This window comes from Streptomyces sp. NPDC048002, from assembly GCF_040653275.1.
Classification (GTDB): domain Bacteria; phylum Actinomycetota; class Actinomycetes; order Streptomycetales; family Streptomycetaceae; genus Streptomyces.
Genome location: NZ_JBEZNL010000023.1, coordinates 119,445 through 131,934, shown reverse-complemented (window position 1 = coordinate 131,934; position 12,490 = coordinate 119,445). Strand labels below are relative to the sequence as shown.

The window sequence follows — 12,490 nt, the reverse complement described above, 5'->3', positions numbered from 1 at the left end:
GCCAACCCCACCACCGTGCAGGACGTGTACATCCGCATCGGCGGCGCCCACGTCGGCAAGGCCACCACCAGCATGGTCGTCAACAGCGACGACGTGATCATCGACCACACCTGGGTGTGGCGCGCCGACCACGGCGAGGGCTGGGGCTGGGAGACCAACCGCGCCGACTACGGCGTCCGCGTCAACGGCGACGACGTGCTCGCCACGGGCCTGTTCGTCGAGCACTTCAACAAGTACGACGTGGAGTGGTACGGCGAGCGCGGCCGCACGATCTTCTTCCAGAACGAGAAGGCGTACGACGCGCCCAACCAGGCCGCCATCCAGAACGGTTCGACCAAGGGGTACGCGGCCTACCGCGTCGACGACTCGGTCAACACGCACGAGGCCTGGGGCCTGGGCAGCTACTGCAACTACAACGTGGACCCGACCATCGTCCAGGACCACGGCTTCAAGGCGCCCGTCAAGCCGGGGGTGAAGTTCCACAGCCTCCTGGTGGTCTCCCTCGGCGGCATGGGCCATTACAACCACGTCATCAACGACACCGGTGCCTCCACCATCCCCGGCGGCACCTCCACCGTGCCCTCGACCGTCGTCTCCTTCCCCTGACGGACCATCGCCTCCGCGCCGGTCTCCGGAAGCGCACCGGAGGCGACCACAACTCCCCGGGCCGGGTGAACAGTCCCCGCGCCCCGGCCCGGGGCCCTACCCGCACCACCCGGCCGGCCTGGAGTCCCGACAGGCACGTCACACCGAGTGACAGGTGCATGCCAGATTCACGGGAACGGAGAGAACCGCACGGCGGGCGAGCCACGCTCCAGGACCCGGCCGAACATCAACACCATTGACATCAGGAGCCGCAGTGTCCCCTTCCCCCACCAAGCCCTCACCACCACATCGCCGCACACGCGGCGCGGCGACAGCGATCACGTTCGGAGCGCTTCTCGCCTCCTCCCTCACCACCCTCGCCACCGCCCCCGCGGCGAGCGCCGCTGAGTCCCTGCTGTCCCAGGGCAAGCCCGCCACCGCCTCCTCGCAGGAGGGAGAGGCCTTCTCCGCTGCCGCCGCGGTCGACGGCGACCTCACCGGAACCCGCTGGGCGAGCCAGTGGTCCGACGCCCAGTGGCTCCGGGTCGACCTCGGCGCGAGCAAGAACCTCAGCCGCGTGGTCCTGACCTGGGAGAGCGCGTACGGCAAGGACTACGAGATCCAGATCTCGGACAACGGAACCGACTGGCGCACGGCGAAGACCGTCACCGGCAGCGACGGCGGCACCGACGAGGTCGCCATCTCCGGCTCCGGCCGGTACGTGCGCATGAACGGTCTCGCCCGCTCCGGCGGCTACGGATACTCCCTGTGGGAATTCCGGGTCTACGGCGAAGACGGCGTCACCAACCCGCCACAGGGCGCCGTACGGGTCACCGGCTCCCAGGGCAACTGGCAACTGACCGTCGGCGGCCAGCCGTACACGGTGAAGGGACTCACCTGGGGTCCTGCGATGGCGGACGCCCCGAAGTACATGCCGGACCTGAAGTCCATGGGCGTCAACACCGTCCGCACCTGGGGGACGGACGCCTCCAGCAAGCCCCTGCTCGACGCCGCTGCCGCCCAGGGCCTCAAGGTCGTCAACGGCTTCTGGCTCCAGCCAGGCGGCGGTCCCGGCTCCGGCGGCTGCGTCAACTACGTCACCGACACCACGTACAAGAACAACATGCTGACCGAGTTCGCCAAGTGGGTCGACACCTACAAGTCCCACCCGGCGACACTGATGTGGAACGTCGGCAACGAGTCCGTCCTCGGCCTGCAGAACTGCTACTCGGGCGCCGAACTCGAAGCCCAGCGCAACGCGTACACCACCTTCGTCAACGACGTGGCCAAGAGGATCCACTCCATCGACCCCGACCACCCGGTGACCTCGACGGACGCGTGGACCGGTGCCTGGCCGTACTACAAGCGCAACGCACCCGACCTCGACCTGTACTCGATGAACGCGTACGGCGACATCTGCGGTGTGCGCCAGGACTGGATCGACGGCGGGTACAACAAGCCGTACATCATCACCGAGACGGGCAACGCCGGTGAGTGGGAGGTCCCCGACGACGTCAACGGCGTTCCCGACGAGCCGACCGACGTCCAGAAGGCCGAGGGCTACACCACGGCCTGGCGCTGCATCACCGGCCACCAAGGCGTGGCCCTCGGTGCGACGATGTTCCACTACGGCCTTGAGCACGACTTCGGCGGCGTCTGGTTCAACCTCCTCCCCGACGGGCTGAAGCGGCTCTCGTACTACGCCGTCAAGAAGGCGTACACCGGCTCCACCACGGGTGACAACACCCCGCCCGTGATCACCGACATGACCGTCAGCACGCCCACGGCGGCCCCGGCGGGGCGCGAGTTCACGGTCCGCGCCGACATCCGCGACCCCGACGGCGACCCGATCACTCCCAAGATCTACCTCAGCGGCAACTACGCCAACGGCGACAAGCGTCTCATCGACGCCCAGTACCGCTCCCTGGGCAACAACACCTTCGCGGTCACCGCGCCCGAGAAGCTCGGGGTCTGGAAGGTCTACATCCAGGCCGAGGACGGCCGCGGCAACGCCGGTATCGAGACGAAGTCCGTGAAGGTCGTCGCCCCGCCCGTATCGGGTACGAACATCGCCCAGGGTCGGCCCACCACCGCCTCCTCCTCCCAGGCCTCCTACGGCGACTGCCCCTGCCCCGCCTCCAACGCCACCGACGGCAACGCCTCCACCCGCTGGGCCAGCGACTGGAGCGACCCGCAGTGGATCCAGGTCGACCTCGGCTCGGCCAAGCCCCTCCGCACCCTGCAACTCGTCTGGGACCCCGCCTACGCCAAGTCCTACGAGGTCCAGGTCTCCGACGACGGCCAGAGCTGGCGCACGATCCACACCACCAGCACGGGCAACGGGGACATCGACACCATCGAGACCTCCACCACCGCCCGGTACGTCAAGCTCCAACTGACGGCCCGCGGCACCGGCTGGGGCTACTCCCTCCACGAGTTCGGCATCTACAGCTGACGACGCCGACCCCACCAACCCGGGGTGACGGGGCCCGCAGCTCGGCCCCGTCACCCCCACCGGCGCAGCGCCGCACCGCCGGACGAAGCGCAAGTGTGCACCCCATCCATCAGTCGCGCGGCGCCTTGGCGTGCCCGCGAAACCCACCCCATGGGCAGGAGATCCCCATGAGATCGAGTCCGAAGAGGCTACCCGTACTCCTTGTCAGTACGGCCCTCATCGTCGGCGCCCTCGGCTTCGGCACGATGGCCCAGGCGATCAGCCCCGACGCAGGCGGCCCGAGCGCCGTCAGCGCGGCCGCCGACCACACCGGACACCGGATGGCCGCCTCCACCCAGGCGTCGGGCGACGACCCCGACGGAGACGGCTACATCCTGGCGAACCCGCAGGTCACCGACGCCGTCCCGTCCACCGCGACCCCGCCGCCGGCCTACCACCACGAGTTCCAGGCCGGCTGCGCCGTCAGCCATACCGCCCAGGACGACCCCATCGTCTACCCGGGCCAGTTCGGCAAGTCCCACGACCACACGTTCATGGGCAATACCTCCACCAACGCCGCCAGCACCACCGGCTCGCTGTACGGAGGCACCACCACCTGCAAGGCGCCCGCGGACGCCTCCGCGTACTGGATGCCCTCGCTGTACAAGGGCGACCAGAAGATCCTTCCCGTCGGCCCGCAGGTCATCTACTACAAGGCCGGCGTCACCGACTACCGCAGCGTCCGGCCCTTCCCCAAGGGGCTGCGGTTCGTCGTCGGCAACCCGATGCAGTCCGAGCAGGAGTTCCGCGCTCACAAGGGCTTCGTCGAGGGCTGGGAGTGCGGTGACAGCTTCTTCAACACCGACATCCCCGCGAACTGTCCGAACCGGCCCGACGTTCAGCTCAACCTGCGTATGCAGGCCCCCAGTTGCTGGGACGGGAAGTACCTCGACACCCCGAACCACCAGAGTCACATGGCTTATCCCGTCGTGAAGCCCGGCACCAACGACAACATGTGCCCGGCCTCCCACCCGGTCGCCCTGCCGATGATCGAGTTCAAGATGGCGTGGCCGGTCAACGGCGACATGAGCCAGGTCCGCCTGGCCAGCGGCCGCGGCTACTCCTTCCACTACGACTTCTTCAACGCGTGGGAGGAGCGCACCCTCAAGGCCCTGGTCGACCACTGCATCAATGGCGGCCTCCAGTGCGACACCCGGGGCTTCGACCTGTACCGCCCCGAGCGCGGCACGGTGCTGGACGCCAACCACCGCCTGCCCTGAGCGGACCGGCGATACGCACGGGCCCGGTCGCCCCTCCCGTAGGCGGGGGCGACCGGGCCTTCCGTGTCCGCCGGTGGCGGGCGAGCAGCCGAGGACCGACGTGAACCCCCTCGCGGGCGCAAGGCTGGGAGAGGGCTCTCAGAGGGCGACGAGTTCTGCTTCGTGGCACTTCCCGTCAGCTGACGCGGGGCGGGCCCGGTCGTGGCCCGCCCCGCGCTCCGCACGTACTACTCGGGCCGGTCGGCGTCCGGGTCGTCGGGCCGGTAGTCCGGGAAGGCCGACCCGGCCGTCGCCTCGTGGTGGAGCCTGAGGAACTCCAGATGCCGCTCGTACTGGTCGAGGGTGTCGGCGATGAGCTGCTCCCGGGTGTAGCCCATGACGTCGTAGCCCTGGTTGCCCTCGGCGAGCTGCACCTCGTAGCGCACGTAGCTGTCGTGCGTGCTGATCGACCGGGTGGCGAACCCGGGAGTGGGCCGTTCCACGGGCCACACCCGGTAGACGAACTCGTCGCGCGGCCCGATCGGCACGGTGATGCCGACGTGCGGGAGTCCGCTCTCCTCCTCGGTCCCCGAGGTGGTCTCCGCCTCCGTACCCTGCTCCCGCAGGGCCTGGGCCACCTCCTCGAAGGCGGGGCGGCACACCTCCTCGACGAAGCGTGCCCCCGCCCGCGGTCCGGGGAAGGACATCGCCCGGGTCAGGCGCTGGCGCCAGGTGCGCGTCGCCGCCACGCCCGTCTGCGAAGTCCTTCCGGAGAGGGAGGCCGGGAGGGTGGCGGTCAGGGCCTCCTCCCTCATCCGTTCGGAGCGCAGCGCCAGATAGAGCCCCGCCATGATCAGGAACATCACGAACGAGAAGGGCAGGCCCATGATGATCGTCGCGTCGGTCAGCGCCTGGACGCCGCCCACGATGAGCATGGCGAGGGTGAGCAGGCCCGTCGTGACCGCCCAGAAGATGCGCAGCCAGGTCCGCGAGTCGGTGACCGGGGTGGGTAGGTGGGAGCTGAGGTTCCCCATCACCAGCGCTCCGGAGTCGGCCGAGGTCACGTAGAGCAGGAGACCGACGAAGGTGGCCAGGCCCGCGCTGAAGGTGGCCCCGGGGTAGAGGTCGAGCAGCCCGTAGAAGGCCTGCTCGGGCGAGTTGAGCGCGGTCTCGCCGAAGGCGGCGTTGCCGTCCTGGACGACGAACAGGGCGCTGTTGCCGAACACCGCGAGGAACAGCCCGGTGAAGAGGAACGGGATGATCAGCGTCGCGGCGACGAACTGGCGCAGTGTGCGTCCGCGGGAGATCCGGGCCAGGAACAGCCCGACGAACGGCGCCCAGGCGATCCACCAGGCCCAGAAGAACAACGTCCAGGCGTCCAGCCACTCGGTGGGCTGGTCGTAGGCGAAGGTGTTCAGCGTCATCGAGGGGAAGCCGCTGACGTAGTCGCCGATGTTCTGGACCAGGGCGTTCAGCAGCCGGAACGGTTCGCCGACCACCAGGATGAACAGCATCAGCAGTACGGCGAGGAGCACGTTGAGCTGCGACAGCCGGCGGATGCCCTTGTCGACGCCGGCCACGGCGGAGACGGTGGCCATCACGACCGCGACGCCGATGAGGCTGATCTGCGCGGGCAGCCCCTCCGGCACGTCGAAGAGGAACTTCAGCCCGTAGTTGAGCTGGACGACGCCGATGCCGAGCGACACGGAGATGCCGAAGACCGTGCCGATGATGGCCGCCAGGTCGACGGCGTCGCCGATCTTCCCGTGAATGCGGCGGCCGATGATCGGGTAGAGCGCGGAGCGGATGGCGAGCGGCAGCTTGTACCGGAAGGCGAAGTAGCCGAGCACCATGCCCATCAGCGCGTACATGGCCCAGCCGGTGATGCCGTAGTGGAACAGCGTCCACACCACGGCCATCCGTGCGGCCTCCAGCGACTCGGGGTCCCCCTCGGGGGGCGCGAGGTAGTGGCTCACCGGTCCGGCGACGGAGAAGAACATCAGGTCGATGCCGATGCCCGCGGCGAAGAGCATCGCCGCCCAGGCGAAGAGCCCGTAGTCGGGCTTGTAGTGCTTGGGGCCCAGCTTCACGGTGCCGTACTTCGACACGCCGATGAAGAGGACGAAGAGCAGGTACAGGGTGGCGGCCAGGAAGTAGTACCAGCCGAACCAGTCGGAGATCTTCTCCACCACCGCCCCGATGACGTCCTCGGCGCCCGAGGGGGTGATGATCGCCCAGATCGAGATGGCCAGGATCAGCACGGCCGAGCCGTAGAAGACCAGCGGCTTGAGTGTGCCGGAGCCCTCCTCCTCGGGTTCGGCCGGCTCCTCGGGGGCGTATCCGGCGTTCCCGCCTCCTACGGTCGACACGGACGGCTCCCTTCGGCTGGAGGACAGGTCACTGGGCGGCCCCCCGTACGGAGGTCCGGCCGCTGATCAGGTCCGCGGCGCGCTCGGCGACGAGCAGCACGGTCACCATCGGATTGATCGTCGGCATGGTCGGGAACACCGAGGCGTCGACGATCCGCACACCGTCGACACCGCGCAGCCGCAGGGCGGGGTCGCAGACGGCCATCGGGTCGTCCGGGGCGCCCATCCGGCAGGTTCCGGCGGGGTGGTAGACGGTGTGCGCGACACGGCGGCCGTACTCCGACAGGTCGGCGTCGGAGGTCACCCCGGGGCCCGGCGCGACCTCGCGGACGAGCCAGTCGCGCAGCGGCGCGGTGGCCGCGACCTCGCGGGCGACCTTCAGCCCGTCGACGATGGTGCGCTCGTCGTGTCCCTCGGGGTCGGTGAAGTAGCGGAAGTCCAGCGCGGGGTGTTCCGCCGGGTCCGCGCTGCGCAGCCACATGCGGCCGGTGGAGCGGGCGCGCGGCACGTTCGGCGTCATGCACACCCCGTGCTCGGGGACGGGGTAGCCGAGCCGCTCGGTGTTGACGGTGAACGGCACCTGGTAGAAGTGGAACATCAGGTCGGGGCGGGCCTGTCCGGTGTCGCGGCGCAGGAAGAGCCCGGCGTCGGAGTCCATCGCCGAGTTGGGCGGCAGCGGCCCGTCGGTCTCCCAGACGATCACCGACTCGGGGTGGTCCAGCAGGTTCTCGCCCACGCCGGGCAGGTCGGCCCGCACCTCGATGCCCAGCCGCCGCAGGTCCTCGGCGGGCCCGATCCCCGACAGCATGAGCAGCCGTGGGGTGTCGACGGCCCCCGCGCACAACAGCAGTTCCCGCTCGGCGCGCAGGACGACGTCACCGCCGTCGGCTCCGCGGACGGCCACCCGGGTCAGCCGTCCCGCGTCGTCCGGGAGCAGCCGGTGGGCCCAGGTCTCCAGGCGGACGGTGAGGTTGGGCCGGTCGAGGACGGGGTGGAGGTAGGCGACGGAGGCGGAGGAGCGCAGGTTGCCCTCGGGCTGGTAGGCGAGGGAGAAGAACCCGGTGCCCTCGGAGAAGGGCTGGGCGTTGAAGTCCTCGATGACGGGGACGCCGAGGGCGCCGGCGGCCGCTGTGACGAAGTCCTTGGCGATCGGGTTCCGGTCGGCCTCGGCCACGGGGACGATGTTCGTCCGGAGCCGGTCGCGGTAGGCCAGGACCGTCGCGGGGTCCCAGCCGTCGCAGCCGCGGGCGACCCAGTCGTCCAGGTCCTCCGGGAGCGGCAGGAAGCTGATCAGGGTGTTGTGGGAGGAACAGCCGCCCAGGACGCGGGCGCGCGAGTGGAGGATGTGCGAGTTGCCGCGGGGCTGCTCGACGGTGGTGTAGCCGTAGTCGAACTCCGAGCCGAGCAGGTTGATCCAGTTGCGCAGGCGCAGGATGCGGTCGTCGCCCACGTCGCTGGGCCCGCCCTCGACGACGCAGACGCGGCAGTCGGGGTCCTCGCTGAGCCGGGCGGCGAGCACGCAGCCGGCGGTGCCGCCGCCGACGATCACGTAGTCGTAGTCGTAGGCGGACTCGGCGCCGTTGGGGGTGGTGGAAGCCATGGGGTGTCCTTCGTCGGGGCCGCCGGTGGCGGGCGGCGGGGTGGTGCTCGGTCAGCCCTTGAACCAGCCGGTGGGGGCGGGGCTGAGGTTCTGGTAGATGTGCTTCGCCTCCTGGTACTCGCGCAGGCCGGTGGGCCCGAGTTCGCGTCCGACGCCGGAGAGGCCGAAGCCGCCCCACTCGGCCTGCGGGACGTAGGGGTGGAAGTCGTTGATCCACACGGTGCCGTGCCGCAGCCGCCCGGCGACGCGCTGGGCGCGGCTCGCGTCCGAGGTCCACACGCCGCCCGCGAGGCCGTAGCGGGTGTCGTTGGCCAGCTCGACGGCCTCGTCCTCGGTGTGGAACCGCTCCACGGTGACCACCGGTCCGAAGACCTCCTCCTGGACGATGCGCATGGTGCGGTGGCAGTCGGCGAAGACGGTCGGCTGGAGGAAGTAGCCGCGGCTCAGGGCGGGATCGGCGGGGCGGCCACCGCCGGTGACGACCCGGGCGCCCTCGTCGCGGCCCACCGCGATCATGCGCTCGACCTTCTCGCGGTGCTCGGCCGAGCTGAGCGGTCCGCTCTCGGTGCCGTCGTCCATGCCGTTGCCGAGCCGGATCGCAGCGGCACGGCGGGCGAGGGCCTCGACGAACCGGTCGTGCAGCGGATCCTCGACCAGGAGCCGGGAACCGGCGGAGCAGACCTGTCCGGAGTGGAGGAACGCGGCGTTGAGCGCGTTGTCCAGGGCTGCCTCGACGTCCGCGTCCGCGAAGACCACATTGGGGTTCTTGCCCCCCAGCTCCAGGGCGACGTTCTTGGGGCCGTCGGCGGCACCGGCCATGATGCTGCGGCCGGTGGCCAGCCCGCCGGTGAACGACACGAGATCCACCTCGGGGTGGTGGGTGAGGGCGGCGCCGACGGTCGCCCCGGAGCCGAGCACCAGGTTGGCGACCCCGGGGGGAGCTCCGGCCTCGGCGATGAGCCGGACCATGGCGATCGTGGTGAGGGGGGTGGTCTCACTGGGCTTCAGGACGAAGGTGTTGCCGGCGGCCAGGGCCGGGGCGACCTTCCAGGATGCCTGCAGCAGGGGGTAGTTCCACGGGGCGATGAGCGCGCACACGCCGATCGGCTCGTAGACGACCCTGCTGAGGACGTCGGGGCTCACGTCCACGACCCGGCCGCCGTCCTTGTCGGCGACCTCGCCGAAGTAGCGGAAGGCGTTCGCCACGTCCTCGACGTCGATCCGGGCCTCGGCCAGGGTCTTGCCGGTGTCGAGGGTCTCGGTGCGGGCGATCTCCTCCCTGTCGCGCAGCAGCAGGTCGTGCACGCGGAGCAGCACGTCGGCACGGCGGCGGGTGGGGGCGCCGGCCCAGTCGGCCTCCTCGAAGGCCCGCCGGGCGGCGCGTACCGCGCGGTCGACGTCGTCGGCGTCGGCCTCGTCGACGGTGGCGACGACGGAGGCGTCGAAGGGGTTGATCACCTCGCGCCGTCCGCCGGCCGCCGCCGGTGTCCACTCGCCGCCGATGTACAGCTCGCCCACCCTGGGTCTCCTTCGTGTCCGGCCGGTGCCGCGCCGATCGACTCGACGGTCAGCAACATGGCCCAAACCGGTCCGCCGACCTAAGGGACGCACCGCCACGGACGCGAGCCGGTGCTCCAGGCACTCCGGGCGGGCTAACGAGGGCGCCCGGCCGGGCGTACGCGGGAGGTGGGACAGCCTGCCCGGACGGGGCGTCGTGCGGGCCTCGTACGGGGCGAACGGTTGGTCCCGGGGCCAGCTGTGGATCCGGGCGCGGTGAGAGGGCGTTTGGTTCCTCCGTTTAGCCCAGGGATGCCCTGATTCGGCGAGGTGCTAGGTGCCGCGCCGGCCCTGCGTGGATGCGGCTGTGCGGCGGCGGGTGATGAGGATGATCATCGCGGGGTGGACCTCGACGACCCAGCCTTGCTCGAATCACGCATTCCTCAGCAGAGTCCTGAAGGCCGGAGCACTGCGAACAAGTTCCGGTAGCTGCCGTCTGCCCAGCTCTTGCGGACGGTGGGGTGATCGGCGGCCATCTTCTCGATCAGGGCCTGTCCGGCGACGGAGTCGTGCATGCCCGTGGCCGTGACCAGCACCGTCAGGAGCAGGCCCACGATCTTCTTGCCGGGGTCGACGCCTTGGCCGGCTACGGGGACGCCGGCGGGGGTCTCGAAGCTCCGCGATTCGATGACGCACGCACAGGGTTCGGCCTGGCGGCCTTCCTGCCTGCGGACTTGGCGGCGCAGGTGGCTGTTGAGTTGGTCGAAGACGCCTTCTTCCTGCCAGCGGGGCCGAGTAGACGTAGACGGTGTTCCAGCGCGGGTAGTTGTGCGGAAGGTAGCGCCAGGGGATCCGGGTGCAGTTCACGGAGAGGATCGCGTCGAGCAGGCTGCGCAGGTCGTGGTCCGGCGGGCGGCCGACGTCGAGTCCGCGGGCCGCGGCGTTCGGCCCGCAAGGCGGTCAGGCCGGCTCGGCCAACTCGCAGCGGACGTCGGACGGATAGCCCGGGCAATGGCGCCGTTCAGGCACGATTTTGGCCTGCCCTCCAGGCCCGGGCGCTCGTGCCGGTGCTCAAAGCGCACGGCGCGCATCGGCGCCTCGGGATGAAAGAGGAGCAGTCAGCCCAAGACGCCCGCTCGATGAACTGCGTTCTTGTGGTCAGGAGGTTCGGGTGCGTGCGTCGTGGCTCTCTCGGTGGGTGAGGACGGCGTCCATGTGAGTCTGCGCCCACTGCCTGAGGTCGCGTGTCAGGTGGTGGAGTGAGTGGCCGAGGTCGGTGAGTTCGTAGGTGACGGTGACGGGGACCGTGGGGGTCACGGTGCGGGTGAGCAGGCCGTCGCGTTCGAGGGCCCGCAGGGTCTGGGTCAGCATCTTCTGGCTCACGCCGGCCAGCAGCCGGGCCAGTTCGGAGTAGCGCAACGCCTTCGGGGCGTGCGGCGCGCTGGGGGGTTCGGGGGTGTCGCCGCCCAGTGCGCACAGGATCAGGACGACCCACTTGTCTGAGATCCGGTCGAGGAGCTGACGGCTGGGGCATACGGCCAGGAACGCGTTGTACTCGGCCTTGGCCTGGGCTTTTGCGTCGGCCTTCGTCGTTGTCACCGAGATCACTTCTCACTTTCGGGGTGTTACGCACTCAAAGGTGCCTACTTCCCATCGGGAAGTTTGTCTCCAAGGATGGTCCGAGAGGGACGGAAACACCATCCCTGGCATGAGTGAAAGGCACCGCGATGAGTACGCCTTCTGAAGCTCTTCCCGGCGGCATGTGGACGCTGGGCGACGTTCCGGTAACCCGGTTCGGGTACGGGGCGATGCAGCTCGCCGGCCCGTGGGTCATGGGTCCGCCCGCCGACCGTGACGGAGCCCTGGCGGTACTGCGCGAGGCGGTCGCTCTCGGGATCACCCACATCGACACCAGCGACGCCTATGGACCGCGCATCACGAACGAACTGATCCGTGAAGCGCTGCACCCCTACCCGGAGTCGCTGTTGATCGCCACGAAGGTGGGAGCGACCCGCGACGCCCAGGGCGGTTGGCCCACGGCCCGGAGTCCCGAGGACCTGCGCGAGCAGGTCCAGGACAACCTCAAGTCCCTCGGAGTCGACAGGCTCGACCTGGTCAACCTGCGCATGGGCGACGCCCAGGGGCCCCAGCCCGGCTCGATCACCGAAGCGGTCGAGACCCTCGCCGGTCTTCAGCAGGAAGGACTCATCCGCCATCTCGGCGTCAGCAACGTCACCGCGGAGCAGGTCGAGCAGGCGCGCGGCATCGCCCCGGTCGTGTGCGTGCAGAACATGTACAACCTCGCCCACCGCCACGACGACGACCTGGTGGACCACCTCGCCGCCGAGAAGATCGCCTACGTGCCGTTCTTCCCCCTGGGAGGCTTCACGCCACTGCAGTCCAAGGCCCTCTCGCAGGTCGCGGACCGGCTGGGAGCTACGTCCATGTCCGTCGCGCTGGCCTGGCTGATGCAGCGCTCGCCGAACATCCTCCTCATCCCCGGCACCTCCTCGACCGCTCACCTGCGCGAGAACGTCGCTGGGGCCGGGCTCTCCCTCTCCGGTGACGATGTGGCCGATCTGGACACTATTGGTCGCTGACCGGCACACGGGGCATGGAGAGCCCGGTGCTCGGGCACCGGCACGCCGGTTCGGCGGGCGGGCCGGGGAATCCCACCGGGAGTAGTCCCGGCAGGGCGCCCCGGTCTGACCCATCAACCTCTGCGAGGCTGCGCTGAGCGAGGTGA

The 12,490-nt window shown here is 69.9% G+C and carries 7 protein-coding genes and 2 pseudogenes; 4 read left to right on the top strand and 5 right to left on the bottom strand.

Annotated features, from left to right (window positions below):
- The 3 genes and pseudogenes from AB0E07_RS25915 to AB0E07_RS25905 form a co-directional block, all read left to right on the top strand.
- Positions 1-606 (top strand): annotated as a pseudogene (locus tag AB0E07_RS25915) (coagulation factor 5/8 type domain-containing protein); the annotation flags it as partial.
- Between the two features lie 316 nt (positions 607-922).
- Positions 923-3,040, top strand: a complete 2,118-nt coding sequence (locus AB0E07_RS25910; protein ID WP_362256747.1) for a discoidin domain-containing protein — start codon at positions 923-925, stop codon at positions 3,038-3,040.
- Between the two features lie 167 nt (positions 3,041-3,207).
- On the top strand, positions 3,208-4,299 hold the full coding sequence (locus AB0E07_RS25905) for a DUF1996 domain-containing protein (RefSeq protein WP_362256737.1): 1,092 nt from the start codon (positions 3,208-3,210) through the stop codon (positions 4,297-4,299).
- Between the two features lie 227 nt (positions 4,300-4,526).
- On the opposite strand, the gene betT is transcribed toward AB0E07_RS25905, so the two are convergent.
- The 5 genes and pseudogenes from betT to AB0E07_RS25880 form a co-directional block, all read right to left on the bottom strand.
- Complete coding sequence (gene betT, locus AB0E07_RS25900; protein ID WP_362256734.1) at positions 4,527-6,647, bottom strand: choline BCCT transporter BetT; 2,121 nt, start codon at positions 6,645-6,647, stop codon at positions 4,527-4,529.
- A 28-nt stretch (positions 6,648-6,675) separates the two neighbouring features.
- Positions 6,676-8,247, bottom strand: a complete 1,572-nt coding sequence (locus AB0E07_RS25895) for a GMC oxidoreductase (RefSeq protein ID WP_362256731.1) — start codon at positions 8,245-8,247, stop codon at positions 6,676-6,678.
- Between the two features lie 51 nt (positions 8,248-8,298).
- Positions 8,299-9,765: an aldehyde dehydrogenase family protein gene (locus tag AB0E07_RS25890; RefSeq protein WP_362256729.1), complete on the bottom strand. Its 1,467-nt coding sequence runs from the start codon at positions 9,763-9,765 to the stop codon at positions 8,299-8,301.
- Between the two features lie 461 nt (positions 9,766-10,226).
- Positions 10,227-10,677: pseudogene (locus AB0E07_RS25885) on the bottom strand (transposase); the annotation flags it as partial.
- 225 nt (positions 10,678-10,902) lie between these two features.
- Positions 10,903-11,343 (bottom strand): helix-turn-helix domain-containing protein, encoded by a 441-nt coding sequence (locus AB0E07_RS25880; RefSeq protein ID WP_362256726.1) that lies wholly within the window; start codon positions 11,341-11,343, stop codon positions 10,903-10,905.
- Between the two features lie 128 nt (positions 11,344-11,471).
- On the opposite strand from AB0E07_RS25880, the gene AB0E07_RS25875 reads away from it, so the two are divergent.
- Complete coding sequence (locus AB0E07_RS25875; RefSeq protein ID WP_362256723.1) at positions 11,472-12,344, top strand: aldo/keto reductase family oxidoreductase; 873 nt, start codon at positions 11,472-11,474, stop codon at positions 12,342-12,344.
- Positions 12,345-12,490: the final 146 nt, after the last annotated feature.

What these genes read in the sequence shown, in the direction of transcription:
- AB0E07_RS25895 (WP_362256731.1), bottom strand. Translation starts at nt 8,247, where the DNA reads ATGGCTTCCACCACCCCCAACGGCGCCGAGTCCGCCTACGACTACGAC.
- AB0E07_RS25905 (WP_362256737.1), top strand. Translation starts at nt 3,208, where the DNA reads ATGAGATCGAGTCCGAAGAGGCTACCCGTACTCCTTGTCAGTACGGCC.
- AB0E07_RS25875 (WP_362256723.1), top strand. Translation starts at nt 11,472, where the DNA reads ATGAGTACGCCTTCTGAAGCTCTTCCCGGCGGCATGTGGACGCTGGGC.